At 63.4% G+C, this 26,683-nt stretch carries 29 protein-coding genes; 9 read left to right on the forward strand and 20 right to left on the reverse strand.

Annotated elements, in window-relative coordinates:
• The first annotated feature begins 581 nt into the window (after nucleotides 1-581).
• Complete coding sequence (locus BM279_RS09435) at nucleotides 582-1,772, forward strand: sugar transporter (protein ID WP_093503127.1); 1,191 nt, start codon at nucleotides 582-584, stop codon at nucleotides 1,770-1,772.
• Nucleotides 1,773-1,790: 18 nt separating this feature from the next.
• Here BM279_RS09435 and BM279_RS09440 read toward each other — a convergent pair whose 3' ends face one another.
• Both BM279_RS09440 and mdaB read right to left on the reverse strand, forming a co-directional pair.
• Entirely contained in the window at nucleotides 1,791-2,336 is a 546-nt protein-coding gene (locus tag BM279_RS09440; protein ID WP_093503129.1) for a GNAT family N-acetyltransferase, read from the reverse strand.
• A 66-nt stretch (nucleotides 2,337-2,402) separates the two neighbouring features.
• Nucleotides 2,403-2,990, reverse strand: a complete 588-nt coding sequence (gene mdaB, locus BM279_RS09445; protein WP_093503131.1) for an NADPH:quinone oxidoreductase MdaB — start codon at nucleotides 2,988-2,990, stop codon at nucleotides 2,403-2,405.
• Nucleotides 2,991-3,144: 154 nt separating this feature from the next.
• Between mdaB and BM279_RS09450 the strand changes: the two genes are divergently transcribed.
• Together BM279_RS09450 and BM279_RS09455 are read left to right on the forward strand one after the other, a co-directional pair.
• Nucleotides 3,145-3,450 (forward strand): putative quinol monooxygenase, encoded by a 306-nt coding sequence (locus BM279_RS09450; RefSeq protein WP_093503133.1) that lies wholly within the window; start codon nucleotides 3,145-3,147, stop codon nucleotides 3,448-3,450.
• A 77-nt stretch (nucleotides 3,451-3,527) separates the two neighbouring features.
• Complete coding sequence (locus BM279_RS09455; RefSeq protein WP_093503135.1) at nucleotides 3,528-4,112, forward strand: eCIS core domain-containing protein; 585 nt, start codon at nucleotides 3,528-3,530, stop codon at nucleotides 4,110-4,112.
• Here BM279_RS09455 and BM279_RS09460 read toward each other — a convergent pair.
• Nucleotides 4,109-4,465: a DoxX-like family protein gene (locus tag BM279_RS09460; protein ID WP_093503137.1), complete on the reverse strand. Its 357-nt coding sequence runs from the start codon at nucleotides 4,463-4,465 to the stop codon at nucleotides 4,109-4,111. The two genes, BM279_RS09455 and BM279_RS09460, sit on opposite strands and share 4 nt — an antisense overlap.
• Nucleotides 4,458-4,844 (reverse strand): thiol-disulfide oxidoreductase DCC family protein, encoded by a 387-nt coding sequence (locus BM279_RS09465; RefSeq protein WP_425272678.1) that lies wholly within the window; start codon nucleotides 4,842-4,844, stop codon nucleotides 4,458-4,460. Before BM279_RS09465 ends, BM279_RS09460 begins: the two co-directional genes overlap by 8 nt.
• Before the next feature lie 379 nt (nucleotides 4,845-5,223).
• Between BM279_RS09465 and BM279_RS09470 the strand changes: the two genes are divergently transcribed.
• On the forward strand, nucleotides 5,224-6,537 hold the full coding sequence (locus BM279_RS09470) for a methyl-accepting chemotaxis protein (RefSeq protein WP_093503141.1): 1,314 nt from the start codon (nucleotides 5,224-5,226) through the stop codon (nucleotides 6,535-6,537).
• A gap of 36 nt (nucleotides 6,538-6,573) precedes the next feature.
• Here the strand turns inward: BM279_RS09470 and BM279_RS09475 are convergent, their stop codons facing one another.
• Entirely contained in the window at nucleotides 6,574-7,011 is a 438-nt protein-coding gene (locus tag BM279_RS09475; protein WP_093503143.1) for an Lrp/AsnC family transcriptional regulator, read from the reverse strand.
• Between the two features lie 130 nt (nucleotides 7,012-7,141).
• Here BM279_RS09475 and BM279_RS09480 point away from each other — a divergent pair, with 130 nt between their 5' ends.
• The gene (locus tag BM279_RS09480; protein WP_093503145.1) at nucleotides 7,142-8,041 is read left to right on the forward strand and encodes a DMT family transporter; all 900 of its coding nucleotides are present in this window, start codon (nucleotides 7,142-7,144) and stop codon (nucleotides 8,039-8,041) included.
• Between the two features lie 24 nt (nucleotides 8,042-8,065).
• On the opposite strand, the gene BM279_RS09485 is transcribed toward BM279_RS09480, so the two are convergent.
• Entirely contained in the window at nucleotides 8,066-10,069 is a 2,004-nt protein-coding gene (locus BM279_RS09485) for a peptidase U32 family protein (RefSeq protein ID WP_093503147.1), read from the reverse strand.
• A gap of 184 nt (nucleotides 10,070-10,253) precedes the next feature.
• Between BM279_RS09485 and BM279_RS09490 the strand changes: the two genes are divergently transcribed.
• Complete coding sequence (locus BM279_RS09490) at nucleotides 10,254-10,901, forward strand: YecA/YgfB family protein (protein WP_093503149.1); 648 nt, start codon at nucleotides 10,254-10,256, stop codon at nucleotides 10,899-10,901.
• Between the two features lie 9 nt (nucleotides 10,902-10,910).
• Here the strand turns inward: BM279_RS09490 and BM279_RS09495 are convergent, their stop codons facing one another.
• Nucleotides 10,911-11,360 carry a BRO family protein gene (locus BM279_RS09495; RefSeq protein WP_093503151.1) on the reverse strand — a complete coding sequence of 150 codons (450 nt, stop codon included), beginning with the start codon at nucleotides 11,358-11,360 and terminating at the stop codon, nucleotides 10,911-10,913.
• A 113-nt stretch (nucleotides 11,361-11,473) separates the two neighbouring features.
• Between BM279_RS09495 and BM279_RS09500 the strand changes: the two genes are divergently transcribed.
• Complete coding sequence (locus BM279_RS09500; RefSeq protein ID WP_093503153.1) at nucleotides 11,474-11,881, forward strand: transcriptional regulator; 408 nt, start codon at nucleotides 11,474-11,476, stop codon at nucleotides 11,879-11,881.
• Between the two features lie 250 nt (nucleotides 11,882-12,131).
• On the opposite strand, the gene BM279_RS09505 is transcribed toward BM279_RS09500, so the two are convergent.
• From BM279_RS09505 to BM279_RS09550, 10 genes are all read right to left on the reverse strand, one after another.
• Nucleotides 12,132-12,953: an HDOD domain-containing protein gene (locus BM279_RS09505; protein ID WP_093503155.1), complete on the reverse strand. Its 822-nt coding sequence runs from the start codon at nucleotides 12,951-12,953 to the stop codon at nucleotides 12,132-12,134.
• 118 nt (nucleotides 12,954-13,071) lie between these two features.
• On the reverse strand, nucleotides 13,072-14,106 hold the full coding sequence (locus BM279_RS09510; RefSeq protein WP_093503157.1) for a GGDEF domain-containing protein: 1,035 nt from the start codon (nucleotides 14,104-14,106) through the stop codon (nucleotides 13,072-13,074).
• Between the two features lie 251 nt (nucleotides 14,107-14,357).
• Nucleotides 14,358-14,705 (reverse strand): cupin domain-containing protein, encoded by a 348-nt coding sequence (locus BM279_RS09515; protein WP_070886495.1) that lies wholly within the window; start codon nucleotides 14,703-14,705, stop codon nucleotides 14,358-14,360.
• A gap of 94 nt (nucleotides 14,706-14,799) precedes the next feature.
• Nucleotides 14,800-15,657 (reverse strand): DMT family transporter, encoded by an 858-nt coding sequence (locus tag BM279_RS09520; protein ID WP_093503159.1) that lies wholly within the window; start codon nucleotides 15,655-15,657, stop codon nucleotides 14,800-14,802.
• A 160-nt stretch (nucleotides 15,658-15,817) separates the two neighbouring features.
• Nucleotides 15,818-16,597 (reverse strand): 2-oxo-tetronate isomerase, encoded by a 780-nt coding sequence (otnI, locus tag BM279_RS09525; RefSeq protein ID WP_093503161.1) that lies wholly within the window; start codon nucleotides 16,595-16,597, stop codon nucleotides 15,818-15,820.
• Nucleotides 16,598-16,662: 65 nt separating this feature from the next.
• Nucleotides 16,663-18,120: a GntT/GntP/DsdX family permease gene (locus BM279_RS09530; protein ID WP_093503163.1), complete on the reverse strand. Its 1,458-nt coding sequence runs from the start codon at nucleotides 18,118-18,120 to the stop codon at nucleotides 16,663-16,665.
• A 79-nt stretch (nucleotides 18,121-18,199) separates the two neighbouring features.
• Complete coding sequence (gene otnC, locus BM279_RS09535) at nucleotides 18,200-18,838, reverse strand: 3-oxo-tetronate 4-phosphate decarboxylase (protein ID WP_093503165.1); 639 nt, start codon at nucleotides 18,836-18,838, stop codon at nucleotides 18,200-18,202.
• Nucleotides 18,838-20,124, reverse strand: coding sequence for a 3-oxo-tetronate kinase (gene otnK, locus BM279_RS09540; RefSeq protein ID WP_093503167.1), 1,287 nt, complete (start codon nucleotides 20,122-20,124; stop codon nucleotides 18,838-18,840). The genes otnC and otnK overlap by 1 nt, the downstream gene beginning before the upstream one ends.
• Before the next feature lie 3 nt (nucleotides 20,125-20,127).
• Nucleotides 20,128-21,099, reverse strand: a complete 972-nt coding sequence (gene ltnD, locus BM279_RS09545) for an L-threonate dehydrogenase (protein WP_279626495.1) — start codon at nucleotides 21,097-21,099, stop codon at nucleotides 20,128-20,130.
• A 175-nt stretch (nucleotides 21,100-21,274) separates the two neighbouring features.
• Nucleotides 21,275-22,090 (reverse strand): DeoR/GlpR family DNA-binding transcription regulator, encoded by an 816-nt coding sequence (locus tag BM279_RS09550; protein ID WP_167363126.1) that lies wholly within the window; start codon nucleotides 22,088-22,090, stop codon nucleotides 21,275-21,277.
• Nucleotides 22,091-22,351: 261 nt separating this feature from the next.
• Between BM279_RS09550 and BM279_RS09555 the strand changes: the two genes are divergently transcribed.
• The gene (locus BM279_RS09555; RefSeq protein ID WP_093503171.1) at nucleotides 22,352-23,050 is read left to right on the forward strand and encodes a DUF2076 domain-containing protein; all 699 of its coding nucleotides are present in this window, start codon (nucleotides 22,352-22,354) and stop codon (nucleotides 23,048-23,050) included.
• A gap of 30 nt (nucleotides 23,051-23,080) precedes the next feature.
• On the opposite strand, the gene BM279_RS09560 is transcribed toward BM279_RS09555, so the two are convergent.
• Together BM279_RS09560 and BM279_RS09565 are read right to left on the reverse strand one after the other, a co-directional pair.
• On the reverse strand, nucleotides 23,081-24,253 hold the full coding sequence (locus BM279_RS09560; RefSeq protein ID WP_093503173.1) for a GGDEF domain-containing protein: 1,173 nt from the start codon (nucleotides 24,251-24,253) through the stop codon (nucleotides 23,081-23,083).
• Nucleotides 24,254-24,362: 109 nt separating this feature from the next.
• On the reverse strand, nucleotides 24,363-25,025 hold the full coding sequence (locus tag BM279_RS09565; RefSeq protein WP_093503175.1) for an ion channel: 663 nt from the start codon (nucleotides 25,023-25,025) through the stop codon (nucleotides 24,363-24,365).
• A 240-nt stretch (nucleotides 25,026-25,265) separates the two neighbouring features.
• On the opposite strand from BM279_RS09565, the gene BM279_RS09570 reads away from it, so the two are divergent.
• Nucleotides 25,266-26,009 carry a class I SAM-dependent DNA methyltransferase gene (locus BM279_RS09570; RefSeq protein WP_093503177.1) on the forward strand — a complete coding sequence of 248 codons (744 nt, stop codon included), beginning with the start codon at nucleotides 25,266-25,268 and terminating at the stop codon, nucleotides 26,007-26,009.
• A 129-nt stretch (nucleotides 26,010-26,138) separates the two neighbouring features.
• Here the strand turns inward: BM279_RS09570 and BM279_RS09575 are convergent, their stop codons facing one another.
• Nucleotides 26,139-26,657 (reverse strand): hypothetical protein, encoded by a 519-nt coding sequence (locus tag BM279_RS09575; protein ID WP_093503179.1) that lies wholly within the window; start codon nucleotides 26,655-26,657, stop codon nucleotides 26,139-26,141.
• Nucleotides 26,658-26,683: the final 26 nt, after the last annotated feature.

A 26,683-nucleotide genomic window follows, 5' to 3' on the forward strand; every position in this document is an offset into this window, starting at 1 on the left:
GACGACGCCTCACCTACGCGGCCCGAACCGTCCGCCGCTCTGCGATCGCAATGGTGGATGAAAAGAGCGTCATCCACCCTACGTAGCTGGCGCCATGATGCGATTCATATCAGTTGTGGAAGTGCCGGAGCAGGGCGGGAAGTGTCGGAAGCTGCCGTTCACGTAATGCGTAGGAGGGGCTTTAGCCGCGAGCTCTTTACGTCCTCATAAAGCTCGGGGCTAAAGCCCCTCCTACAATCTCATGACCACTTCTGCCTCGAACCTGCCTCTCCCCGCGCTCTTAAACTCATTATGAAGACCAGTCGTCGCCCATCCAAATAACGCTTTCCCGAGCATATTGTTCAGCCGCCAGGCCGTGCGTAGAATCGCCGCCGCAGGCCATCCCATACCTATAATTTTCCGCTCTCCGCATTGCCACTCCCAGCGTCCATCGCCATTGGGGGCGCGAGCTGCCGTGTGCGTGTTCGTCAGGTATGGAATTTACATTTTTCCCGTTCGCTTCCTACCGCGCTCGTTGCCATCCGGCTTCGGGCGATTGGCCGTTGTAGCCGAGGCGTTCCCCAAGGGCGGATATCAGCCAAATGAACACACCGGAACAAGCGCACAGCGGTAGCTGGCTGAGCGTGATCGCCTTGGCGCTGGGCGCCTTCATCTTCAATACCACCGAGTTCGTGCCGGTCGGCTTGCTGAGCCAGATCGGCCACAGCTTCGAGATGACCACCGCCAGCGTTGGCCTGATGCTGACCATCTATGCCTGGGTGGTGGCGTTGGCCTCGTTGCCGCTGATGCTGCTGACCCGCAATATCGAGCGGCGCAAGCTGTTGGCCTGCGTGTTCGTGCTGTTTATCGCCAGCCATGTGCTGTCCGGCATCGCCTGGAATTTCACCGTGCTGGTGATCAGTCGCATCGGCATCGCCCTGGCCCACGCGCTGTTCTGGGCGATCACCGCGTCTTTGGCGGTGCGGGTAGCGCCACCTGGCAAGCAGGCGCAAGCCCTCGGTCTGCTGGCGACCGGCAGTGCGCTGGCCATGGTGCTGGGTATTCCGCTGGGCCGAGTGATCGGCGAGGTACTGGGCTGGCGCACCACCTTCACCACCATCGCGGTGGTGGCCGGTATGGTGGTGCTGTGTCTGATCAAGAGCCTGCCGCTGCTGCCGAGCCAGAACTCCGGCTCCCTGCGCAGCCTGCCGATGCTGTTCAAGCGCCCGGCGCTGGTCACCGTCTACGTGCTTACCGCGCTGGTGATTACCGCTCACTTCACCGCGTACACCTATATCGAACCGTTCGCCCTGGAAGTCGCCGGCATCGCGGCGGACATGGTCACGGTCCTGCTGCTGCTGTTCGGCTGCGCCGGGATCATCGGCTCCATTCTGTTCAGCCGCTATAGCGCACGCTTCCCACGAGGGTTCGTGATCACCGCGATCGGCACCCTGAGCCTGTGCATGCTCCTGCTGCTGCCGGTCGCCCGTGAGCACGCTTACCTGGCGACCCTGAGCGTGATCTGGGGCGTTGCCATGATGTGCTTCGGCCTGGCATTGCAGGCCAAGGTACTCAACCTCGCTTCGGACGCTACCGACGTGGCCATGGCGCTGTTCTCGGGTATCTTCAACGTCGGCATCGGCGGGGGCGCCTTGCTTGGCAGCCTGGTGAGCAGCCAGCTGGGCGTGGCCAATGTGGGTGTCGTCGGCGGCCTGCTGGGCATTTCCGGCCTGCTGCTGTGCGGAGTGACCACCTACCGCTTTTCCCGGCCGCTCAAACCTCAGCCGTTGTGATGCAAACACCAGCAAATTTTAAGTCTGCTGGTCTAGCCACTCATCGCGGCTAAGCGCCCAGGTCTGGGAAGGCAGCCGGCCGCTGACGTAATCGCTCTCGCCGGTCGCCACCAGGCGCATGCCTTCACGTTCGGATAGCCGCCGCGAGGCGATGTTTTCCAGGGCCTTGGGCACCTCCATCAGTGGGCGCTGCAGCACCTCGAACCAGTAGCGGTTGACCGCCACGCAGGCTTCGCCCATCAGGCCCTGGCGTTGCCAGCCTGGCGCTATCCAGAAGCCGCGGTTGTTGCCCGGCGTATCCATCAGGCTGACCACACCGATCACCCGCTCGGGCTCGGCGATGGGCCGTAGCGTCCAATGCCATTCCTGGCCGGCAGCCATGGCGGGCAGGGCGACATCACGCAGGTAGCCCAGCGCGCCATCGGTCGGGTAGGGCCAGGGCACCTGGGCATTGAGGTAGCGCACCACTTTCCATTGGCCGAACAGCGGCTGGATCTGCTCGGCGTCGGCCAGTTGCAGGGGCTGCAACAGCAGGCGTGGCGTGTGGAGGCTGGGGAGGGGCATGGGGGCAGTCCGTGGCAGAGTGGAGCGACCGATAGTGCCGGCCGCCGCCCCGTTTGTCATGTCGTGTCAGGCGTTCTGCAGCACGCCCGCCAGGTGTTCGCGGTAGCGCTGCACGTCACGCTCGACATCCGGGCGCTTCATCACGTCGACGCACAGGAAGGTCGACAGTGCGCTCATGCCTAGGAACTGCTGGGACTTGTGGAACGGGAAGTAGACCGCATCCACGCCCTTGCCCTCGAAGAAATCGCTGGGGTCGTCGAAGGCCTGCTGCGGGGCGTTCCAGGTCAGCGACAGCATGTACTGCTTGCCGTGGATCAGGCCGCCACTGCCGTATTTCTGCGAGGCGTCGGAGCGGGTACGGCCGTCGTTGGCGTACAGGCTGCCATGGCCTTCGGTGAACACCTCGTCGATGTACCTCTTGACGATCCACGGCGCACCCATCCACCAGCCCGGCATCTGGTAGATCACCACATCGGCCCAGAGGATTTTCTTCACTTCCTCGGCGACGTCGTAACCTGCGTCGATGTCGGTGGTCTTGAATTCGAAACCGGCCTGGTCGAGAAATGAGGCGGCGGTTTCATGCAGGGTGCGGTTGAGGCGGCCGTCGGAGTGGGCGAATTGCTTTCCGCCGTTGAGGAGCAGGATCTTTTTCATGGAGGCATCTCAGTAACTGATTGAATGGCCGCAGGTTACGGGTTATCACCCAGGTGAAAAATACCGCAGCGGGCAAATGATTTTTGACTGAAATGCATGAGTGTCCGTGGTTTATCTGCGCTAGGGTGCGGCAATACCCAATCAGGAGGTGCCCGTGTACGGTTTCATTCTTCACGCCCATACCCGCCCGGAACGCGCCGATGACTTCGAGCAACTGTTTCGCGCCTACGTCGAGCCCAGTCGCGCCGAGCCCGGCTGCATCGAGTACCACATGCTGCGCGATGCTAACGACCCTGCACTGTTCATCTTCTTCGAGGTCTGGCAGTCCCGCGAGCACCTGGCGGTGCACACCGCCTTGCCGCATATGCGCGACTTCCATGAGCGACGCATGGAGTACCTGAGCCGGGACTTCGAGCTCCGCGAAATCGAGATGCTCAGCTCGTCATCGGCCAGCACTTGATTTAAGCCGCTGCGAAGACTGGACAAGCGCAGCAGCTGACGCCATGGTCGCGTCTGCCTTTTCATCGAGAGCGATGCATGTTCAAACGCGTTCTGCTGTGTGTTTTGCTGACGGCGGTTCAGGTGCCTGCCGCCCTGGCCTGCGCGCCGGGTGAAACCCAGGTGTGCCTGGGTGGCTGCATCTGCGTGCCGGACCCCAATGGCGTGCTCGGGCCGATGCAGGAGCGCGCCGGCACCATTACCGCCAACGCCTTGGAGGGCTGGATCCTGCGTTCACGCGAGTCGGCGGTGCGCCAGGGTACGCTGCCAATTCCGCCGCTGATCCGTGAGCAGCTGCTGCCGTTCTACTCGGCCGAATTGCTCGACGCGGTGCGCTACAAGGTCGGTGATCTGGACGAGCTGAGCGCCGCCCGCAACGTGATGCAGAACCCGGATATCCGCGCCGTCACCCTGGTCGACATTATCGTGTTTCGCAACGCCGACATGGCCGAGCACGACGCCGCGCTATGGGCCCATGAACTGCTCCACGTGCAGCAATATCGGGAGTGGGGCACGGCGGGCTTCGCGGCGCGCTACAGCCGCGACTTCAACGCCGTCGAGGCGCCGGCCTATCGCCGTCAGGCCGAGATCGCGCGCATCTTGCGCGAACAGGCGGGCCGTTAACCGCGCGGGCGCTCGCGCAGGGCGATCACGCCGAGCACCAGGGCAGCGAGGTTCAGGCTCAGCGGGTTGAACGCCTGAACCAGCACTGCAGGCGCGAAGATCACCACATCCACCAGCAGCACTACCAATCCAGCCATCGCCATGTAGAGCGGCCAGCGCTGCTGCCGCAGCGACACGATGATCAGCCCCAGCAGCACTTCACCAGCCCCGGCCAGCAAAAGCAGGCTGTGCGGCAGGCCGTGGGCGTCGAGCAGCTGCAGCTCGCTGGCATCGCGAAACAGCAGCTTGGGCACCAGCCCGTGATAGATGAAGATCGCGCCCAGCGTCAGGCGCGCCAGCAGGGCATCAGTCATGCAGAAAACGCTCGCGGTCTTCGGGGCGTGGCACCTGGCAGTGGTCGTGGCGGCCGAACAATCTGTAGCGGTTGCGGGCGATGGGGTCGTACAGCCAGTCGCGCAAATGGCGCGGTATCACGCGCGCCACCGTCGCCCAGCGCCAGGGGGCTGGCAACTGACCGAGGATGGCCAGAATGGCGTCGCTGCGTTGCAGGGCCTTGTCGCCTTCGACATAAAGCAGCGTGTCGAAGCGGTCCAATGGCATCCCGAACCAAGCCAGAATCGCCTGGCCCTGAGGCGACTGCACGCTGCACAGCTTGAGCCGGCGTGCGCGGTCATGGCGAATCAGAAAACGGCTCCAGCCGTTGCACAGCTTGCACACGCCATCGAACAGCATGACGCGATCACCGGGTTGTAGGTGAGGTGGATGAGTCACGAGCTGCCTCCAAGCGTTGCAGATATCGAACGTACAGCAGTTGTCCCGTTCATCGGCCGTTTAGGTCGACAGCCTGAACGGCCGCGGTGCCAGCCTACTAAAAGAATCTTTCGCCGCAGCTTGCAATTGACGCAGGCGAACTAAAATGTGATGCCAATATGCCTTTATTTCTGCGCTCGTCCGAGAGCAGTGGTTTCAGCCCATGATCACCAGACGACAGCGCATCGGCCTTCTATGCTTGTAAAGCAGAAAAGTCTGCAGCCTGGGCGCTGGACGGTCCTCAATAAATCGGCTGGGCAGCCGATGGCATGTCAACGTGATTGCTTCCCGGAGAAAGAGCATGTTCGGTAACCAATGGAAAAAAGAATTGCAGGCCAAGGATGCCGAACTGTCGTTGCTCCGCCAGCTCTGCAAGGGCATCGACAACGAGATGATCACTCTGACCATCGATCCCGATTTTCGAATTATCGACGCCAACGCCAATTTTTCGCGTTTCATCGGCCACACTCCCGAGCAACTGATCAATCGATCGATGAACGACATATTGCCGGCTTATGTAAAGAACCTGCCGTGTTTCAAGAAGTTGATTGAAGCTATTCGCACAGGCAAGTCGATCAGCGACCGTTATCGCTTCCTGGGCGCCGATGGTGCACTGGTATGGACCAGAGCCTGCTGGCAGCCTGTGGTCGATGAGCGTGGGGTGGTTTGCCGCGTTCATTGCTTTGGTACGGATATTACCGATGCCATGAACAGCGCCCGTGAAAATGAGGATTTCATCAACGCCTTACTGCGTTCCACGGCGGTGATCGAGTTCGACCTCGGTGGCCACGTTCTGACGGCCAACGACCAGTTCCTGCATGGCATGGGTTACAGCCTGGATCGCATCAAGGGCAAGCACCACAGCATGTTCTGCGACGCTCAGGAAACCCACTCGGCCGACTACAAGCAGTTCTGGGAGCGCCTGAACCGTGGCGAGTTCGTCGCCGGTCGCTTCAAGCGCATCGACAGCCACGGCCGCGTAGTGTGGTTGGAAGCAACCTATAACCCCGTGCACGACACCCAGGACAAACTCTACAAGGTGGTGAAGTTCGCCACCGTGGTGACCGATCAGGTCAACCGTGAGGAGGAGGTCAACGACGCGGCCGGGATTGCCTACGGCATTTCCCAGCAGACCGACACTACCGCACAGCGTGGCGCCCAGGTGGTGACCGACACGGTGAAGACCATGCAGCGCATCTCCGAACAGGTGGGCTCGGCCTCCGAAGGTATCGAGGCGCTGGGCAAGCAGTCGGTGCTGATCAGCACCATGGTGCAGACCATCGGCAGTATCGCCCAGCAAACCAACCTGCTGGCGCTCAACGCCGCGATCGAAGCAGCGCGCGCGGGCGAGCAGGGACGAGGGTTTGCCGTGGTTGCCGACGAGGTTCGGCAATTGGCCAGCCGCACCAGCAAGGCCACCGAGGAAATTGTCGGTGTGGTGCAGGAAAATCAGAAGCTGGTCGACGCCGCCGTGCGCGACATGGCGAGCAGCCGCCAGCAGGCCGAAGCCGGGCTGGAACTGGCCAACCAGGCCGGCGACGTGATCGTCGAAATCCGCCAAGGCGCCAAGCAGGTGCTTGGTGCGGTGGAGCGTTTTGCCAGTCAGTTGAAGTGAGGCCGGGCGAGATGGCGAGCCATCTCGCCATCTTGATCACGCCATCGGCGGCAGCCGGCGCTTGACCGTGGTCTTCTTGACGATAGCTGTGTTGGTCAGGGCGTAGACGTTGATGTGGTCGAGTATCTCGTCCAGCTGCTCCATCGAGCGCACGTGAAGGCGGGCGATGAAGCAGTCCTCGCCGGTGACCTTGTCGCACTCGGTGAATTGCGGTGTGGCCTGGATCTGCCGTTCCACCTCATGCAACTGGCCGGGTAGCGGGCGGATGCGCACGATCGCCTGCAGCTGGTAGCCGAACGCGCGTGGGTCGATGTCCACGCCGTAGCCTTTCAACACCCCTTTATCTTCGAGCTTGCGCAGCCGCTCCGCCACGCTGGGCGAGGACAGGCCGCTGATCTGCGCCAGCGCTTTCAGCGAGCGACGCGAGTCTTCGGTCAGGGCGACGATCAGTTGCTGGTCGATTTCGTCGATCATATTGGCTCCAAAGGCGATTATGCGTTTTGGCCTTGATAGTAAAGCCGGATGGCTTCTTTTGCCTGCCTTTCGCCATGGAGCGCCGCTGCGCCGATTGCCATAATTCGTGCCTCACTCAAGGAGCACGATGATGGACAAGCAGATTCATAGAGGCACGCTGGAAATGGTCGCCGCCATGCTCATTTCCGGCACCATCGGCTGGTTCGTTCTGCTCGCCGGCCTGCCGGTACTCGAGGTGGTGTTCTGGCGCTGCGTGTTCGGTGCGCTGGCCCTGCTGGTGGTTTGCGCCATGCTCGGCTTCCTGCGCCCGGGCCTGCTCAGCCGCTATACGGCGATGCTGGCGGTGGTCAGCGGGGTGGCCATCGTCGGTAACTGGCTGCTGCTGTTCGCCTCCTATTCCCGCGCCTCGATCGCCATCGGTACCGCGGTCTACAACGTGCAGCCGTTCATGCTGGTGATTCTGGCGGCACTGTTTCTCGGTGAGAAACTGACCCTGCAGAAGCTCGCCTGGCTGTCGATCTCGTTTCTCGGCATGCTGGCCATCGTCAGCGCCCACGGCAGCGTCGGGCAGGGCGGCGGCGACTACCTGACGGGCATCGCCTTCGCCTTGGGCGCGGCCTTTCTGTACGCCGTGGCCGCTCTGATCATCAAGAAGCTCAAGGGCGTTCCGCCGCACCTGATCGCGCTGATCCAGGTGAGCGTTGGCGTGCTGATGCTGGCGCCGCTGGCCGACTTCACCACGCTGCCCCAGGGCCAGCAGAGCTGGTCGATCCTGCTCACCCTCGGTGTGGTGCACACCGGCGGCATGTACGTGCTGCTCTACGGCGCCATCCAGAAACTGCCCACGGCCTTGACCGGCGCGCTGTCCTTCATCTACCCGATCGCGGCGATTGCCGTCGACTGGGTCGCCTTCGATCACCAGCTCAGTGTGCTGCAGTGGCTGGGCGTCGCGGCCATCCTGCTGGCAGCGGCGGGGATGCAGCAGGGGTGGAGTTTGCGCGCCTGGAGGTGGGGAAGCGTCAGCCAATGAAGCCTGGCGCTCGCGTCATTTGCCTCAGTGCGGCGCCTGGCGTCGCGCGGTTTTCAGCAGATCTTCCGGGCTGATATGGCCAACCACCTGGGCTGCCGCGCTGCCCGGTTGCGGCAGGTCGAGGATATGGCCCTTCATCTTGCCGATCACGTGCATCTCGCACGGCTTGCAATCGAACTTCAGGGTCAGCACCTCGTCGCCGTGTACCAGTTGCATCGGTGCGACCTTGGTCTTTACGCCGGTGACGCCCTTGGCCTGTTTCGGACAGAGGTTGAAGGAGAAGCGCAGGCAGTGCTTGGTGATCATCACCGGCACTTCGCCTTCTTCTTCGTGAGCTTCGTAGGCGGCGTCGATCAGTTGCACGCCGTGGCGATGGTAGAACTCGCGGGCCTTGTGGTTGTAAACGTTGGCCAGGAACGACAGGTGCGATTCCGGGTACACCGGCGGCGGGTTGCTCTCGGCCTTGCGCCCACCACGAGGATGCGCGGCGACGCGGGCTGCGGTCAGTGCCTCGATGGCCTCGCGGCGCAGGCTTTTCAGCTGCGAGTTGGGCACGAAGAACGCCTGCGGCGCGTCCAGCTGCACGCCCTGGGCGTGGTAGATGGTGGTGCCCAACTGGGTCAGCAGGTCACGCAGACCATCGAGCGCTTGTTCCGGCTTGTTGGCCACGCCAAACGGGCCGGGCAGGGCGACGTCGACGCTGATGCCTTCCTCGCTGGTGGCGGTGAGCTTGAGTGCGTCTTCGCGCAGCTCGGCTTTCCAGTTCACGCCGATCCGGCGTTCGGCGCTGGTGCGCTGCAGCGCTTGCTGCCAGTTATGGTCGAGGTTGCGCGACAGCGGATGATTGGGGCGCAGACGAAACAGCCCTTCGGGCATCTCGTTGGGCTCGACGCGGTAGCGATAGCGCTTCTCGCCATCCTCTTCGAACTCACCTTTGAGTTCGGCGATGTTGGCGCGGAAGCCGACGACCTCGCGCTTGACCAGCACGTTGAGACCGTCGCCGTTGGACAGCGGCTCATGGGTGACGGCGATCAGGTCGCGCTTGTTCACCTTCTCGACCTGGCCGACAGGCAGCCCGGTGAAGGTCGGCGAGTCGAAGGCGCCGATGTCCACCTTGCGCTCGGTGACGAAGTAGTCGGTGCTGCCGCGGTGGAAGGTCTTGTCCGGGTCGGGCACGAAGAAGTGTGCGGTGTGGCCGCTGGAGGCGCGGGCCAGGTCCGGGCGATCCTCGAGAATCGCGTCGAGCTCGCGGCGGTAGTGGGCGGTGATGTTCTTCACGTAGGCCACGTCCTTGTAGCGACCCTCGATCTTGAACGAGCGCACGCCGGCCTCGACAAGGGCGCGCAGGTTGGCGCTCTGATTGTTGTCCTTCATGGACAGCAGGTGTTTCTCGTAGGCGATCACGCCGCCTTTTTCGTCCTTGAGGGTGTAGGGCAGGCGGCACGCCTGGGAGCAGTCGCCGCGGTTGGCGCTGCGCCCGGTCTGGGCGTGGGAGATGTTGCACTGGCCGGAGAACGCCACGCACAGCGCGCCATGAATGAAGAACTCGATGGCTGCATCGGTTTCATTGGCGATAGCGCGGATTTCCTGCAGGTTCAGCTCGCGGGCCAGCACCAGCTGGGAGAAACCGGCCTGGTCGAGAAATTTCGCGCGGCCCAGGGTGCGGATGTCGGTTTGGGTGCTGGCATGTAGCTCGATGGGCGGAATGTCCAGGTCCAGCACGCCGAGGTCCTGCACGATCAGCGCGTCCACGCCCGCGTCGTAAAGCTGGTGGATCAGCGTGCGCGCCGGCTCCAGCTCGTCGTCATGCAGGATGGTGTTGATGGTGGTGAAGATGCGCGCGTGATAGCGACGGGCGAACTCCACTAGCTTGGCGATATCGGCCACCTCGTTGCAGGCGTTGTGCCGAGCACCGAAGCTCGGGCCGCCGATATAGACGGCGTCGGCGCCATGCAGGATGGCCTCGCGGGCGATCTCGACGTCGCGGGCAGGGCTGAGCAGTTCCAGGTGGTTCTTGGGCAAGGACATGGCTTTTCTTTATAGGCAGCGAGGAACTGCAGGCGACGCAGCGCTCCTCTTGGGGCACGGTTTGGCGCGCATTGTACCGGGCCATCGCCGCCTCGGCACCCGTGATGTGCCGGACGGCTGGTGAGGCTGTCGGCGGCCGGCCATCTGTGGGAAAGTAGCGGCCTTTTTTCTGAGGGCGTTTGCGATGGATAACAGAGGGCTCGAAAAGCTCGATCAGTTGTTGCTCAAGTATGGCAACGACGACTCGATTCTTTCCGCCAGCGAACTGGACGGTTATTTCGCGGCCATCGTGTCCGGGCCTCGGCAGATCGATCCCGGCATCTGGTATCCGCACATCTGGGCCGAACAGTTGCCCAAATGGGCCAACGACAAGGAAGGCGAGCGTTTCACCAAGCTGGCCGTCGAGCTGATGAGCGAAGCTGCCTACATGCTCGGCGAGGAGCCGGACGACTACGAGGCCATCTTCCTGGCCGACGACAATGGCATGGGCGAGAAACTCATCGTCTCGCAGTGGTGCGCCGGTTATCTGCGCGGCGCCCAGGTGGCGGGCTGGATCGATGCCGAGCTGCCCGAGACGCAGCAGACAGCACTGGCGAACATCACCCTGCACGGCAGCGAAGAGGGCGTCGATGCGCTCAACGCCATGTCCGATGAGCAATACGACGCCTCGGTCGCCACCGTCGAGCCAGCGGCCCTGGCACTGTACGACTACTGGCAGCAGCATCTGGAGCCGGTGTTGCCGGTTCGCCGCGACGAGGCCAAGGTTGGTCGCAACGACCCGTGCAGCTGCGGCAGTGGCAAGAAGTACAAACAGTGCTGCATGCGTAGCTGAGCAGCTGATTCAGGAGGGTGCAGGGCGAGGCGGTGGTTCATCCGCGCTGCCGAACAGCCCAACCGCGTCCTGCATGGCCAGCCACCAACTCCCTTGCCAGCGTAATACCTGCAGTTGCTGGTCATTGGCCATGAGTTGGTGGAGCTGCGGTTTGCTCGTATGGTCGAGCTGTGAAGCCAGCACACAGTTGCATAGCCAGTCGTAGACCTGGGCGGCGTGGCTTGGCGAGCTGTGGTGGCTGAGCTGCAGAACATTGCGCAAGTCGATCATCGCCTGAGGCGCTGATTCGTTGCCAAATAGAATACCGCTGGGTCTGCAGTGATTGAGCATCGCTGCCTGGCTATCGGAAAAGCGTAGGGCCGAGCAGATGGCCTGCGCACAAAACCACAGGCGCCCGTCGGTGCCTGCGCGAACGGCAACTTGCTGTCCCTCGAAATCAAATGACCGTGCGTATTTCATGGCACCTCCTTGTGCATGATCAGCCTTACTGAATCTATGATGAAACCATGAATTTAATTTACAATTAAACCGTATGTTCAATCTAGCATGGAAGCGGAATTTAACGTCCGCCCATGACCGAGAAAACCGAATTTGCCCAGCGCCTGCGCGATGCCATGCTCGCCGCGGGCTACCCTGATCGTCCCGCCGTGCTGGAGCGGGAGTTCAATTCCCGTTACTGGGGACGTTCGGTGACGTTCCAGGCTGTGTCGCGATGGCTGCGCGGCCAGGCCATTCCCTCCCAGGACAAGCTGCAGGTGCTGGCCGACTGGCTGCGCATCGAACCGCAGGCGCTGCGTTTCGGCGAGCGTGCGGCCATGGCGGTGCGCGAGCAGCGTGGGCGCTGGGAGGACCCGAAGTTTTACCCGGAGCGAGACGCCATTGAGGCTTTCCTTGCCCTGCCTGCCGCGCAGCGCAAGGTAGTGCGCGATGTAATCATGACCTTCGCGCAGACCCTCAAGCGTCCGGATGCCTCCAACTAGTCCCATTTGGCCCTACTGCACGACGTCGGATGGGTCTATGCATCCCGGGCTTGGGGCGGCCGAGCACCCGGAATGTCGAGAGCCGGAGCGCCGGTTTCCAGTGTCGATGCGATATCGGCTGGGCAGGCAGCAAGCAGAGGGAGCCGCTGTGCTGAAGGCGAGCGTGTCGCTGGTGTCATGAACCGGCGCGCTCTTGTGCTGAGGGAGCCAGCCAACGTATCTGCATGACCCCATCAGTTTTTGGTGCGACCTAGTTCAGCAGGTCGCCAAACGCCTTGTCCGCCTCCAGCACGGCGGGCAGGGCGTCGAACAGTTTGGCCAGGTCCACGCCCTCGAATAGTGGTCCTTCCAGATCCTGTTTGGCTGCATCGCTCAGACCGTGGGCCTCAAGGCTTTCTTCGACATGGATAGACTGCGCTACCAGGCGCGCATACTGGCCGTCGCCCGGCGTCTGGGTCGGTTTGTTCTGGTAGGCAATTGCGTTCTGGATCAGCGCCGGCAATTGCCAGCGGCGTGCCAGCTCGGCACCAACCTCTGGGTAGCCGAAGCCCAGCTGCAGCGTTTCCTCGGCGGCCAGGGCCGCAGCTTCACGCTGTGGGTGGCGGTTGAGGCGGCGGGCAAAATCCGGGGCGCCGGTCTGGATCAGCAGTTCGCCGATGTTATGCATCATTCCACAGGTAAAGGCGGCGTCCGGGTCTAGCTTCGACTGTTTGGCCAGGGCGCGGGCGATGCTCGCCACACGAAAGCTGCGCAGCCAGAATTTTTTCAGGTTGAAGCCGGTATCGACCTTGAAGGCGCCGGTCATGGCCGAAGCCAGTACCAGGGTACGCAGGGTGTTGAAGCCCAAGCGCATGGCGGCATCTTCCACGCTGCTGGCATCACGCGAGCCGCGAAAGCGTGCCGAGTTGGCCAGGCGCAGCACCTTGGCGGCGATCACCGGGTCACGCTCGATATTGCGCGCCACGCTTTCCAGGCTGGTGGTGGGGTTGTCGAATTGCTGGATCAGGTCCTGGGCGACTTTCGGAACAGTGGGCAGGGTGTGTAGCTCGGCAAACAGGCTGGCTATATCCATATGAAGCTCCTGGGTGAATCCGGGGACTATATGGAGTTTCAGCATAGTCGCGCTGACCACGCTTGCCAGGCCCTGCGCCGGCTTTTTCGCTGGATCGGACGGCGTCCTGCAGGCACGGTCAGCCGAGAGCTGGCCTCTCGGCGCTCACCACTTGGTTGCGGCCGGCGCGTTTGGCGGCATAGGTGCGTTTGTCCGCTGCGCTCATCAACTGGTCCAGACGTTCGCCGTCCTGGCCGAGGCTGGCCACGCCGGCGCTGAGGGTCATCTGCAGGGGCGCGTCCTCCACCATCATCGGCGTGCTGGCCAGTTGCTCACGCAGCGTTTCGGCAATCGTGGCCGCCTGGGTGGCGCTGGTGTCGGGCAGCAGGGCGGCGAACTCTTCACCGCCAAGCCGGCATAGCAGGTCTGTGCTGCGCAGGCGCTGCGACAGCACGCTGGCGAAATGGCGCAGCGCCTGGTCGCCGGTTTCATGGCCGAAGCGGTCGTTGATCTGCTTGAAATGATCGATATCCAGATAAACCAGAGCCAGCGGCGACTGGTTGCGCAGCGCGTGGGCACGTTCGCGGTAAAAGATTTCGGTCAGCTTGGAGCGGTTCGCCAGGCCCGTGAGGTAGTCGGTGCTGATCAGCTCGATCAGGCGTTTTTCGGTCTGGGCACGAGTGTGTTCATAGGTATGTGAGAAGACGGTGATGGCCAGGGTTGCCATGCCGATGTCGAGCAGAAAACCGATGCTGTCGCTGGGGTTCTTCTCGGTGTAATGCTGGGTGTAAATGTACAGGCCCAGGCTGACGAAGATCAGCGAGCCGATCAGCCCCAGACGCAGGCCAAGCAGCAGGTAGAGGATGATCGGGATGGTCTGGATCCAGGCGAATATGCCGACCGAGGTGTCTGGATTGGCCAGGGTGGCCATCATGACACCTAGGAAAGGGATCAGATAGACGATGGTCAGGGTCTTGAGGTGCCGTGTGCGCTCCACGACCACCAGCATGTAGAGCGCCAGTGCCGTGTAGACCACCTCGATGCCCACCAGCAGCCACAGCCCGCGGGTCGCATTGAAGATCGAGAACAGTACCCCGAAACACATGGTCACCCACAGCAGGGTCTTGAACATTCTGCGTCGGGATTGATCGGTGTGATCGATTGGGGCCAGCATCGAAACGTCCTTCGGGCCACCTTGGCACACGCATATCACCGGCGCGTCCTGGCGATTGCGCCGTCTGGTTGAGAGGTAGATTGGTGGATAATTTTGCCTGAAGGTGGCCACCTGCTACTAGGGTTATTTCGCTGTAAACGCGGCGCTTGGCCTTGGCAGACAGCGCACATTAGCGGCCTTGCGCCGCTGCTGCGCCGCCTAGCGCACCATCGATGGTGGCTAGGCGTCCAGCTTGGGAATTCGCCGGGGTTTCAGGCGAACACGAAGTATTTGCGTACTGTCTCGACCACTTCCCAGGTGCCTTTCATGCCTGGTTCGACGACGAAGATGTCGCCGGCCTTGAGATGGATCGGCGCCATGCCGTCCGGGGTGATAATGCAATAGCCTTCCTGGAAGTGGCAGTACTCCCACTTCACGTACTCGACCCGCCATTTACCGGGTGTGCAGATCCAGGTGCCCATGATCTTGCTGCCGTCGTCGCTGGTGTAGGCGTTGAGGTTGACCGTGTGCGGCTCGCCCTCGATGCGCTCCCACTTGCAGGCATCGACCACGGGCATGGGCTGGGTGTCGCGCAGAACGGTAATCGGTTTGTTGGCCATGAACGGCTCCTGGTGTTGGACAAAGGTGGTTCACCTTAGGGGGCGAGTGGGTCAGCCGATTGTCTGGGGTCGACATGGGCGTGTGTATTCACGCTCAGGCCGGCAACGCTGGGCGGGCACGCAGGGTTAAACCGGCATGCACCATCAATGTGACGATCACCAGCATGCCGCCATACAGCGTGGCCTGGGCCGGCACCTCGTTCAGGAAGTACCAGACCCATAGGGTGCCCAGCACGCTTTCAAGGAGATAGAAGAGCGCCACCTCGGCGGACGGTAGATAGCGCGTCGCGCTGTTGATCAGCAGGGTGGCCAGCGGCATCTGCAGCAGGCCCATGATGCCCAGCGCCAGGTAGCTCGTTTGATTCAGGCCGAAGGGCTGAGCCTTGGGTAGGGCGATCAACGCCGCGACCAGCCCGCCCAGTGCGATCAGCGGCATCCGGGCGAGGCTGGAGTGGCGGCGCAGCAGCGTCAGGTTGGCGCCCAGCGCGGCCGAGGACAGCAGCGCATAGCCATTGCCTAACAGGTCGCTGGTGCTGAAGGAACCGGCGAATACCAGCATGATGCCCAGGGTCGCCACCCCAATGGCCAGCCAGGTGCGCAGCGCGACCGCCTCATGCAGGAAAAAGCGCGTGAACAGCGCAGCGAACAACGGAGCCGTGGCAAGGATGACCACCACGTTGGCCACTGTTGTGTGGATGATCGCCAGCACGAAGAACAGCGAGATAAGCGCCATCAGCACCGCCGACATGGCACTGGGCAGCGGCTTGGCCCGCAGGCTCGCGCGGCTGCCGGCTGACAGCGAAAAGGCGCCCAGGGCGATGAACATCAGCAGACCACGCCAGAACACGATGCTCCAGCCATCGGCCTGTACCAAGCGCACCAGCAGCCCATCGAAACTAAGCAGCATGATGCCGCTGGTAACCATCAGCAGGCCGCGCGCTGAATCTTTCATCCCGGCTTTCCTTGTCGTTATTTAACCGCTGCCTGGATGATCGCCCCACGTTGGTGCATTGGCCTGCCCAGATACGCCGCCCGCTAAGGCGTTTGCGACCTGGTATTGGATCGCGACGCTAGCCTGGCAGCGACCTCATGGCGCCGCCAGGTCAACTGGCTCAGGTATTGAGCTGGCGCAGCCACTGCAGGCCTTCGCTGGTATCGCCCTTGGGGCGGTACTCGCAGCCGACCCAGCCGGTGTAGCCCAGCTCGTCGATCACCTCGAACAGGTGGGCGTAGTTCAGCTCGCCCAGGTTTGGTTCGTGACGGTCCGGCACGCCGGCGATCTGGATGTGGCCGATGCCGGCGAAGTCGCGGCGCAGTTTCACGGTCAGGTCGCCTTCGACGATCTGGCAGTGGTAGCAGTCGAACTGCACCTTGAGGTTGTCGGCACCCACCTGGCGGACGATGGCCTGGGCCTGGTCCTGGCGGTTGAGGAAGAAGCCCGGCATGTCGCGGGTGTTGATCGGCTCGATCAGCACTGTCACGCCCGCTCCGCGCGCCTGTTCGGCGGCGTAGGCGAGGTTTTCCAGGTACACCGCCTGGTGCTTGTCGCGCAGCGCTTCATCGGGCAGCAGGCCGGCCATCACGTGGATGCGGTCGTTGCCCAGCACCTGGGCGTATTCCAGTGCCTTGGCCATGCCGGCACGGAACTCCGCCTCACGACCCGGCAGGCTGGCGATGCCACGCTCGCCGGCCGCCCAGTCCCCTGGCGGGGCATTGAACAGCGCCTGCACCAGACCGTTGTCGCTCAGGCGCTGTTTCAGCGTCTGGGCGCTGTAGTCGTAGGGGAACAGGTACTCCACCGCCGCGAAGCCATCGGCGGCGGCCGCGGCGAAGCGGTCCAGAAAGTCATGCTGCGGGTACAGCATGCTGAGGTTGGCGGCGAAACGAGGCATGGGGCTCTCTCTTGCAGATGGACAGAAGGTGGAGCAGGGCGAGCGCCTGGGCGCTCACCCGTGTCTCAGACGAATGGCCACAGGATCAGGGTCATCACGAAGCCCAGGGTGCCCAGGATGGTGACCAGTACGGTCCAGGTGCGCAGGCCGTCGGCCACGTTCAGGCCGGCCAGCTTGGTGAACATCCAGTAGCCGGCGTCGTTGATATGCGACATCGCCAGGCCGCCACCGCCCATGGCCAGGCACAGCAGCGCGAGCTGGTTGGCCGACAGGTCGAGGGTGGCGATCAGCGGGCTGAGGATACCGGCGGTGGTTACCAGCGCCACGGTGGTCGAGCCCTGCACCGCACGCAGCAGCATGGTCAGGATGAAGCCCAGAGCCAGCACCGGCAGGCCGGTGTGACGCAGCGCCTCGGAGACCACCGCGCCGATGCCGGTATCGACCAGCACCTTGCCGAACACGCCACCGGCACCGGCGATAAGGATCACCATGGCCACGCCTGGCAGTGCCGAGCCCAGCACATCCGAGACCTGCGAACGGCTCCAGCCACGGCGCGAGCCGAGCAGCCAGGCGCACAGCAGGGTGTCGATCAGCAGCGCCACCAGCGGCGCGCCCAGCACAGTCAGCACGTCACGCAGCATGGAGCCGGCCGGCAGCATGGTGGTGGCCAGGGTGCCGAGCAGAATCAGTACGATCGGCAGCAGGATCAGGGTGATGATCAGCCCGAAACCGGGCGCAGGGGCTGGAGGCAGACTCTTGGCCAAGCTGCCGGCGTTGGCCTCGGCGCCGAACGCCTTGCTCTCGACCACTTCGCGCACGGTGGAGTAGTCGTTGCGTGCCCAGGCTTCCAGGTCGGCGTTGGTGACATTGGGGCCATAGACCTCGGCACGGATGTCGTCGGTCATCGGGTAGGTCTTGCGGGTCATGCGCCCGGCAATGAAGTAACCGACCATGCACACCACGGCGACCAGCGGAATGCCCAGCAGCAGCACGCGACCCAGGTCGGCGCCCAACTGGCTGGCAGCCGCCACGGCACCCGGGTGCGGCGGCAGGAAGGCATGCACCGCCAGCAGCGCGGCGCACATCGGCAGGGCGAAGATCAGCAGCGGCTTGCGCGCGGCACGTGCCACACCGTAGGCCAGCGGCATGAGGATGATCACGCCCACCTCGAAGAACACCGGGATACCGACCATGAAGCCCGCCACGGTCAGCGCCAGTGGTGTGCGGCGGTTGCCGAAGCGCTCGATGAGTGTCTTGGCCAGCGCCTCGGCGCCGCCGGACAGCTCGATGATGCGCCCGATCATCGCGCCCAGGGCGATGATGATCGCGATGTGGCCAAGGGTCTTGCCCATACCACCTTCGATGGTTGCCACCAGGTCGGCGGGTTTCACGCCAGCCACCAGTGCGACGATGATGCTCACCAGCATCAGCGCCACGAAGGGCTGGAATTTGTACTTGAGGACCAGAAACAGCAGCAGTGCGATACCGGCACCGGCGATCAGCATCAACATGAGTGGCGTCATTTCAATTCTCGTTTTTTATTGTTGTCCGGAATTTCCGGGGCTGTCCGGGCACGACAGGGCGGCGCCCGGCCATGGGGCGTTACCAGTTCGCGCCGAAGACCTGGTTGAGTTCTTGCAGCGCCTGTTCAGGCAGCGGAGCGGGTTTGGGATCGCTCATCAGCCACAGTCGGGCGGTTTCCTCGAGTTCTTCGAGGGCATAGCAGGCCTTGGCCACCGAGCTTTCCCAGATCACCGGGCCCAGGCGTTCGAGCATCACGCCACGCACGCTGTTGGCCAGCTGCGCCACGCGCTCGGCGACGATGGGCGAACCGGGGCGCTGGTAGCCGATCAGCGGGATGTGGCCGACCTTCATGACCTGGTAGGGGGTCAGCGGTGGCAGGATGTCGTCTTCGCGCCACACGCCGGCCAGGGTCAGCGCCACCAGGTGGGTGGAGTGGGTGTGCACCACGCCACCGACTTCGGGGTTGCGGTCGTAGACCTGGCGGTGCAGGGCCAGGGTCTTGGACGGCTTGTTGCCCGACACCCATTCGCCGGCCAGGTTGACCTTGGCGATGTCGTCCGGGTGCAGGCGGCCCAGGCAGGCGTCGGTAGGAGTGATCAGCCAGCCGTCGTCCAGGCGTGCGCTGATGTTGCCAGCGCTGCCCACGGTGTAGCCGCGCCCATAGAGCAGCCGGCCGACGTCGCAGATTTCCTCGCGCAGGGCTTTTTCATTGCTCATCAGGCTTCTCCTGCCAGGTGTTTGAGGGCCTTGGTGAAGAAGTCACGGGCACCGAAGTTGCCGGACTTCAACGCCAGGGCCAGCGGTTGTTCACCGTCGCTGACCGTGGCCGGTACGCCCGGGTCGATCTGCGCGCCGATCTTCAGCAGTTGCACGCCCAAGGCCTGGACCACGGCGCCGGAAGTTTCTCCACCAGCGACCACGAAGCGGCGCACGCCAGCGTCCAACAGGCCCTTGGCGATCTGCCCCAGGGCGTCTTCGACCATGGCGCCGGCACGCTCGGCGCCGAGCTTGTGTTGCACAGCCTTGACTTCGTCCGGGGTGCTGGTGGCGTAGATCAGTACCGTCTGGCCAGCGTCGCGGGCGAAGGCGATGGCCTGCTCGACCACCGGCTGGCCGGCCGCCAGGGCCAGCGGGTCGATGCGCAGCGCCGGGCGACCGGCCTCCAGCCAGGCGATGACCTGGCCGTTGGTGGCCACCGAGGCACTGCCGGCCAGCACCACTTCACCGCCAGGAATGTCGATGCGCTGGGCGGCGTCGATATCGCGCAGTTTGCCGGCCTTGCGGAAGTTGCCCGGCAGGCCCAGGGCCAGGCCCGAGCCACCGGTAAGCAGCGGCAGGTCGGCGCAGGCTTCGCCCAGGGTGTAGAGGTCGGTGTCCGAGACGGCGTCGGCGATGGCCATGGTCACGCCTTCGGCACGCAGTTCGGCGATGCGCGCCCGCACCGCATCGGCACCCTTGGCCACGCAGTCGTAGCGCAGCAGGCCGACCTTGCCCTGGGTCTGGGCATCGAGCACGCGCAGCAGGTTGGCGTCGCCCATGGGGGTCAGCGGGTGGTTCTGCATGCCCGACTCGTTGAGCAATTGGTCTTGCACGAACAGGTGGCCACGGAAAATGGTGCGGCCATTCTCCGGGAAGGCTGGGCAGGCGATGCTGAAGTCGCCGCCCAGCTTGGCCAGCAGGGCCTCGCTGACCTGGCCGATGTTGCCGGCCGGGGTCGAGTCGAAGGTCGAGCAGTACTTGAAGAAGATCTGCTCGCAGCCGCGCTCGCGCAGCCACTGCATGGCGGCCAGGGATTCCTCGACGGCTTCGGCAGCCGGTGTGGTGCGCGACTTCAGGGCGATGACGATGGCATCGGCGTCGAGGCCGGCAGCCACTTCGGCGCTGGGAATGCCGATGCTCTGCACGGTACGCATGCCACCACGTACCAGCATGTTGGCGAGGTCCGTGGCACCGGTGAAGTCATCGGCGATGCAGCCCAGCAGTGGGCGGGAGGTCACGCTCATGGGTTACTCCTTGGCCTTGGGCAGTTCGATGCCTGGGAAGATCTTGATGACGGCGGAGTCGTCCTCGCGGCCGAAACCGGCGCTGGAGGCCTGCATGAACATCTGGTGGGCGGTGGCCGACAGCGGCAGCGGGAATTTGCTGGTGCGTGCGGTATCCAGCACCAGGCCCAGGTCTTTGACGAAGATGTCCACGGCCGACAGCGGCGTGTAGTCGGCGTTGAGGATGTGCGGCACGCGGTTTTCGAACATCCACGAGTTGCCGGCGCTGTTGGTGATCACTTCGTACAAGGCATCGGCATCCACGCCTTCGCGCAGGCCCAGGGCCATGGCTTCGGCGCTGGCGGCGATGTGCACACCGGCCAGCAGCTGGTTGATGATCTTGACCTTTGAACCCAGGCCATGGACGTCACCGAGGCGGTATACCTTGCCCGCCATGCCAGCCAGCACGGCTTCGGCCTTGGCGTAGGCGTCAGCAGGGCCGGAGGTCATCATGGTCATCTGGCCTGCAGCGGCCTTGGCCGCACCGCCGGAGATGGGCGCGTCGAGGTAGCTCAAACCCTGCTCAGTCAGGCGCTGGCCCAGCTCCACGGCGAAGGTCGGGGCGACGGTGGCGCAGCCGATCACCAGGCTGCCCGGGCGCAGGCCGGCGACGGCGCCGTGGTCACCGAACAGCACGGTCTCGGTCTGTTCGGCATTGACCACCACGGTGATGATCACGTCGCAGGCGGCGGCCATCTCGGCCGGCGAGGCGCAGGCCACACCACCCTCGGCGGCGAATGCCTGCACCACCTCGTTGCGCACGTCGCAGGCATGCACCTTGAAGCCATTGCGCAGCAGGGAGCGCGCAATGCCCAGACCCATGGCGCCCAGGCCGATCACACCGACATTCGATTGAGTCATTGCAGTCATCCTCGGTCTGTGCCGTCGCGCGTCATGCTGGCTGACGGCTTGATTGTTCTGAAATGTGAGCCGGATAGTGAATCAGTGAGCGGATAATGTGAAGTATTTTTTAAATTTAACAAATATTAACATTGAAGTGATGGTCCTGTGGGAGTGGCTTCAGCCGAGATGGATTATCCCGGCTAAAGCCGCTCCCACAGGGCTGCGGACGGCTTGGAGAGGTACTGGCAGGAGGGGGCGAGCGGGTAGGTCAGGAAACCTGTGGAGTGGCCAGCAGCAGCTCGATGCGCTGGCGGCGGATGGCGTCGGCTGAGGCGGGAGGGAGGGCGTCGTCGCTGATCAGGGTGTCGAACTGTTCCAGCGCCGCGACCTTGTACATGCCGAAGGTGCCGTACTTGGAGCTGGTGGCGATCAGCACGTTGCGCGAGGCCGACTGCATGGCCGCCTGCTTGACCTCGACCTTGAGGCCGGACGGCGTGGTGGTGCCGCGCTGCAGGTCCCAGGAACTGGTGGAGATGAACGCGATGTCGGTGGCCAGCTGGCGCAGCGTCGCTGCCGCCAGGCCGCCAACACTGGAGATGTTGGGGTGGTCGAGCAGCCCGCCGGTATGTATCACGTCAACGTGATTGGCTTCGGCAAGGGCCTGGACGATACCGAAGTCGTTGGTCACCACGGTCATGCCGGACAGCGCGACGATGTGCGGCACGATCTCCAGTGTGGTGGTGCCGGCGTCCAGGTACACGGTCATGTCCGGGTGCAGCAGGCCGGCTGCCAGGCGCGCCATGGCCTGCTTGTGGGGCAATTCCACCACGGCCTTGGAATCATGGCTGGGCTCACTGTGCACCTGGCTGGCGATACGCACGCCGCCAGTGACCGAATAGGCGCGGCCCTGTTGCTCCAGCAGCGCAATGTCACGGCGCACGGTCATGTGCGAACACTCGAACATCTCCATCAACTGATGAACACTCAGCACCTGATGCTTGCGCAACTGGCGCAGTATCTGTTCACGGCGCTGTTCGGGAATCATCGGGGTGCTGGGCGTGGCCTGCTTATCGGACGGTGGCATGCGCGCTCCTGCGTAAGGGCACCGTAGAGCAGGTGCGAGGTAATCAGTGGCAGGTTTTTAACACAATCCGCTCATTCAAACCATTTGGCTCCAGTGTGCGATAGCGCTGCTCGGCGGGTCGGCAGCTGCCTTGAAATATCGCTGGCCAGCCCGGAACTTGTAATTTTGCAATCCACTCCAATATCTCGTTTCAGCGGCGTCCGGCGCCGCGCGGCACCTTGAACAGGGATGTGCATTTTCCGTGGCTCAAGCGAGGCAATCATGAATTCCGAAGAGCAAACCCTGATCGATGGCCTGTTCACTCGCCTGCAAGAGGCCGAGCACGAGGGCGGGCTGCGCGATAGCGACGCCGAGGCGCAGATCAAGAGCCACTTGGGCCGACAGCCGGCCGCGCCGTATTACATGGCCCAGGCGCTGCTGATTCAGGAAGCGGCCATCAAGCGTCTGGACCAGCGCGTGCGTGAACTGGAAGCCCAGGCTGCCGACGCCCAGCGCCAGCGTTCCGGCAGTGGTGGTTTCCTTTCCGGTCTGTTCGGCGGTGGTCAGCCAGCCAACGCGCCGCAGGCGAGCCAACGTCCAGCTGGCTGGGGGGAAACGCGCTTTTCCCAGAATACGCCTGCTGCACAAGCCGCACCGGTTGCGCCAGCGGCCATGCCCGGCGCTGCACCAACCGCCCAGGGCGGCGGCTTCATGCGTGGCGCCCTGCAAACCGCAGCGGGCGTGGCTGGTGGGGTGATGGTGGCGGATCTGCTCACCAATATGTTCCACCACAATCAGCCTCAGGAAATCGTCGAGGTAATCCGCGAAGACGCGCCCATGCAGGACAGCTTCGGCAACGGCCTGGACGACACGCCCATGGGCGACAACTTCGCTGACACGTCGTATTCCAACAGCAGCGACATCGACACCGATGCCTTCGACAGCTCGGACTTCTTCGACGACGACAGCATGTTCAGCTGAGGCAGGGCTGGCGCCGCTGAACAGGCAACACTAGCCCGCCAGGGGCGCGGCGCTGGCGGTGCGATCCACCAGCCGAATGCTGTCGCGCCCGCCGCGCTTGGACGCGTACAGCGCCACGTCACCTTGTTCGATCAGCGCCGCCAGGCTGGCTGGCGGCTGGTCGAACAGGCTGGCGCCGACGCTCAGGGTGACCGCTTCGGGGGTTGCGAACTCCTCAGCGGCAATTACCCGAAAGCGCTCGCGCAGCGCTTCGCCCAGCTCGACGATCTGCTCGGTTGAAGTGTTTTTGAGCAGAATCACGAACTCGTCACCGCCCAACCGCGCAGCGAGTGCACCTTCGGGCAGCGCCACACGGATCACCTCGCCCAGCGCCACCAACAGGCGGTCTCCGGCCGCATGGCCATGCAGGTCGTTTACCAGCTTGAAGTTGTCGATATCGATCAGCAGCAACGCACCAGGCCGGGCGGGCGCGGCGGCATTGAGCAGGTGTGGGGCCCGTGCCTCCAGAGCGCGGCGGTTGTACATCGCGGTGAGCGGGTCGCGGGCGGCCAGGCGTTCGATGCGTTGCTCGCGGCGGATGCGCACGGTGCCGGTCATCGACAGGGCGATCAGCATCAGCGCCATCACACCCTCGACCAGAGATATCTGAATGATCAGGCCGTGAAACGAGGCCAGGTCGATCAGCGTGCCGGGCACCAGCACCGGGATGGCCTTGGCGATATAGAACAGCCCATGGCCCAGCAATACGAACCGCAGTTGCGCGGCGCCGGCACCGAATGACTTGCCTTTGGGCCGCAGCAAGAAACTGGCCCTGATGGTGATCAGCGCGATCAGCAGCGAATTGACCAGCAGCATGGTCTTCGACCATTGCGGGCCTTCCGGCAACAGCAGCATCGCCAGCCAGATGGCGGCGACCAGCAGCCAGGCACGCGACAGTTTCGTTTCGGTGAAGCGCGCCACACCGGCGTAGAACAGCCCGTGCGAGATGATCAGCAGGCCGTTGGCGAACCAGATGCCGATCACCAGCAGGCCACTGCTGCGCAGCAGCGCCAGGGTCGAGCCAACGCTGATCAAGGCGAAGCCGGCGCTCCACAACAGTAGCGCCGGCTCACGCACGGTGCGCCACTCCACCGCCAGGTACAGCGCTGCTGCCAGCGCCAGGGCAATGGTCATCGTCAACAGCGTCAGGGGATCGAGCGCCACGGGGTATCGGCCTTTCGTTGCAGTGCTGGGTTACGGTCTATCGGCTTGCGACAGTGATGGGGCATGGCTTCGAGCATAGTCACGCTTTGTGAAAATGCAGCTAATGGCGTCAGCTGCGTTTCGGCCTGACGGTCAGGCTGATCATCCGCGTGACCACCAGGCCGATGTACATCACGCCGGTGAACTGTTCGAGCATCACCAGGGCGCGGGCGAAGGGACGCAGTGGAATGATGTCGCTCAGGCCGACGCCGGACAGGGTGGTGAAGCTCAGAAACAGCAATTCCACCCAGGTGCGCTGCGCCTCGGGATTGATCGCCGCAGTGAAACTGCCGGGGCTGACCAGCTGACACACCGAAAAGGCATGGGCAAAGGCCCAGGCCAGCAGGGTGAAGGTGGCGCCAACCGCGAACAGCTCGTCGGTGCTGGCGCGCTCGTCTTCCATCATGTAGGCGATCAGCCCGCCAGCGGCGTAGAAATAGAAGCTCGATTCCAGGCCCGCCAAGAGGACCGACAGCGCCGTGTTGCTCTCGAACTCCACGGCCACGGTCAGTGCCAGGATGCACGCTGCCTGGGTAAAGGCGATCCACTGAATGGTCGGACTGCTGCGCACCATGCGTAGCGACATCGCCAGCACCACGATGCCGAAGGCGCCGACGATGGCGCGCCCCTCGGAGAGCTGTTCCATGAAGGGGTAGAGCACGATGCCCAGCAACTGCACGAACAGCAGGCTGGCGGACGGGTAGCGGAGCAGGTAGGTGTGAACCTTGGGCATCGACTGGGACCGAGCGAGGGGAAAGATGCAGGGGGGGGCGCCATTTTGCCGGGCAGTCTAATGGATCGCCAGCGCGGCGTATGCTGCCGTTCGGCCCAGCATGGCCTTTGGCGTGGGGCGGCCATCACGCTGGTTTATCCGCACATCGAACCGTCCATTTGGTCCCGTGAATGACCATGGGGCGGGATTTCGGCTATGATCCGCCACCCTCGAAAACACCCCCGTCATGGTCAGGTCCCGATGCCCGTCAATGCTCTCTACACGGACCTGTCCGATTACTACGATCTGATGTGCGCTGATATCGACTACCGTGCGCAAAGCGATGCCGTCCAGCGCCTGCAGCAACTGTTCGGCAACGGCGGTCTGCGCCATCTGGATCTGGCCTGCGGCACCGGGCCCCACGTGCGGCATTTTCTCGATGCGGGCTTTCAGAGCGGCGGGCTGGACATCAACCAGCCGATGCTCGACAAGGCCGCCATTCGCTGTCCCGAGGCGCAATTCGCCGTACAGGACATGTGCACGTTCAGCAGCGACGAGCCCTTCGACCTGATCACCTGCTTTCTCTACTCGCTGCACTACAGCGCCACTCGCGCGCGGCTTGCCGACTGTATCGCCAGCGTGCACCGCGCCCTGCAGCCCGGCGGACTGTTCTGCTTCAATGCGGTCGACCGCACGCGCATCGACAACCGCCTGTTCGCCTCGCACACCGTGCAGAGCGATGCCGGGCACTTCACCTTCAGCTCCGGCTGGCACTACAGCGGGGAGGGCGAGCGCCAGGCCCTGCGCTTGCGCATCGAAAAGACCGAGGGCGACAAAACCCTGACCTGGCACGACGAACACCCCATGGTCGCGGTGAGCTTCGCCGAGCTTGAGGCGCTGCTCGAGCCGCACTTCGAGGTGCATGTGCTGGAACATGACTACCAGCGCATCCTGCCGCTCGGCGATGAAGCCGGGAATGCGCTGTTCGTCTGTGTGAAGCGCTAGCGAGTAGCTCTTGGACGCCCACTGATCCGTGGGAGCGGCTTTAGCCGCGATCCTTTCATCGCCTTCAAGCCTGATCCGCGGCTGAAACGGCTGGCTGGGTGAGCGCCTTGGAACCCGCGCGGCACAGGTTTACCTGGCCAGCGCTGCAGAGCTGTCAGCCGCTGCACTTTTCACCTTGGCCGCCATAACAGCAGCCTGAATCGCCGCCAGGCTACGTTTCGCAGCCGGCGACTCGAACACCGCACTTTCGGCGAGCGTGTAAAGGCGCTCGCCGTTGTGCAGGGTGAATTCCACGAAGGCCAGATGCTCGGTCCACGAGCGATAGCGCCGTACCATAAACAGGCTGTGCTTCGAAGTCACAGAGCGCACGCTGCTCAGCGGGATCTGCCGGTGATCGCCTTCGCTGGCAATGATCAGTTCATCGTTGTGAATAGAGGCTGGCCGGGCCTTGTTCAGCCTTCGCCATTCCAGCGCAAATCGCCAACCCATCAGCAGCAAACAGCCGCCAACCAGCAGCAGTTCGGGCAGCCGCATGGCCGATGCCTTGAACAGCACCAGGCAGCCAATCGCCACCAGAATCGCCAGGGTGATCGAGCGATAGAAATACACGCTGTGAAAATCGGGGAAGGTCAGAAAGCGGATATCCATGGCGTCAATCTCGTCCCGAGGTCTGA

It is taken from the genome of Phytopseudomonas straminea, assembly GCF_900112645.1.
Classification (GTDB): domain Bacteria; phylum Pseudomonadota; class Gammaproteobacteria; order Pseudomonadales; family Pseudomonadaceae; genus Aquipseudomonas; species Aquipseudomonas straminea.

Coding starts and splice junctions, on each gene's coding strand:
- BM279_RS09435 (WP_093503127.1), top strand. CDS start 582: ATGAACACACCGGAACAAGCGCACAGCGGTAGCTGGCTGAGCGTGATC.
- BM279_RS09440 (WP_093503129.1), bottom strand. CDS start 2,336: ATGCCCCTCCCCAGCCTCCACACGCCACGCCTGCTGTTGCAGCCCCTG.
- mdaB (WP_093503131.1), bottom strand. CDS start 2,990: ATGAAAAAGATCCTGCTCCTCAACGGCGGAAAGCAATTCGCCCACTCC.
- BM279_RS09455 (WP_093503135.1), top strand. CDS start 3,528: ATGTTCAAACGCGTTCTGCTGTGTGTTTTGCTGACGGCGGTTCAGGTG.
- BM279_RS09460 (WP_093503137.1), bottom strand. CDS start 4,465: ATGACTGATGCCCTGCTGGCGCGCCTGACGCTGGGCGCGATCTTCATC.
- BM279_RS09465 (WP_425272678.1), bottom strand. CDS start 4,844: ATGCTGTTCGATGGCGTGTGCAAGCTGTGCAACGGCTGGAGCCGTTTT.
- BM279_RS09470 (WP_093503141.1), top strand. CDS start 5,224: ATGTTCGGTAACCAATGGAAAAAAGAATTGCAGGCCAAGGATGCCGAA.
- BM279_RS09475 (WP_093503143.1), bottom strand. CDS start 7,011: ATGATCGACGAAATCGACCAGCAACTGATCGTCGCCCTGACCGAAGAC.
- BM279_RS09480 (WP_093503145.1), top strand. CDS start 7,142: ATGGACAAGCAGATTCATAGAGGCACGCTGGAAATGGTCGCCGCCATG.
- BM279_RS09485 (WP_093503147.1), bottom strand. CDS start 10,069: ATGTCCTTGCCCAAGAACCACCTGGAACTGCTCAGCCCTGCCCGCGAC.
- BM279_RS09490 (WP_093503149.1), top strand. CDS start 10,254: ATGGATAACAGAGGGCTCGAAAAGCTCGATCAGTTGTTGCTCAAGTAT.
- BM279_RS09495 (WP_093503151.1), bottom strand. CDS start 11,360: ATGAAATACGCACGGTCATTTGATTTCGAGGGACAGCAAGTTGCCGTT.
- BM279_RS09500 (WP_093503153.1), top strand. CDS start 11,474: ATGACCGAGAAAACCGAATTTGCCCAGCGCCTGCGCGATGCCATGCTC.
- BM279_RS09505 (WP_093503155.1), bottom strand. CDS start 12,953: ATGGATATAGCCAGCCTGTTTGCCGAGCTACACACCCTGCCCACTGTT.
- BM279_RS09510 (WP_093503157.1), bottom strand. CDS start 14,106: ATGCTGGCCCCAATCGATCACACCGATCAATCCCGACGCAGAATGTTC.
- BM279_RS09515 (WP_070886495.1), bottom strand. CDS start 14,705: ATGGCCAACAAACCGATTACCGTTCTGCGCGACACCCAGCCCATGCCC.
- BM279_RS09520 (WP_093503159.1), bottom strand. CDS start 15,657: ATGAAAGATTCAGCGCGCGGCCTGCTGATGGTTACCAGCGGCATCATG.
- otnI (WP_093503161.1), bottom strand. CDS start 16,597: ATGCCTCGTTTCGCCGCCAACCTCAGCATGCTGTACCCGCAGCATGAC.
- BM279_RS09530 (WP_093503163.1), bottom strand. CDS start 18,120: ATGACGCCACTCATGTTGATGCTGATCGCCGGTGCCGGTATCGCACTG.
- otnC (WP_093503165.1), bottom strand. CDS start 18,838: ATGAGCAATGAAAAAGCCCTGCGCGAGGAAATCTGCGACGTCGGCCGG.
- otnK (WP_093503167.1), bottom strand. CDS start 20,124: ATGAGCGTGACCTCCCGCCCACTGCTGGGCTGCATCGCCGATGACTTC.
- BM279_RS09550 (WP_167363126.1), bottom strand. CDS start 22,090: ATGCCACCGTCCGATAAGCAGGCCACGCCCAGCACCCCGATGATTCCC.
- BM279_RS09555 (WP_093503171.1), top strand. CDS start 22,352: ATGAATTCCGAAGAGCAAACCCTGATCGATGGCCTGTTCACTCGCCTG.
- BM279_RS09565 (WP_093503175.1), bottom strand. CDS start 25,025: ATGCCCAAGGTTCACACCTACCTGCTCCGCTACCCGTCCGCCAGCCTG.
- BM279_RS09570 (WP_093503177.1), top strand. CDS start 25,266: ATGCCCGTCAATGCTCTCTACACGGACCTGTCCGATTACTACGATCTG.
- BM279_RS09575 (WP_093503179.1), bottom strand. CDS start 26,657: ATGGATATCCGCTTTCTGACCTTCCCCGATTTTCACAGCGTGTATTTC.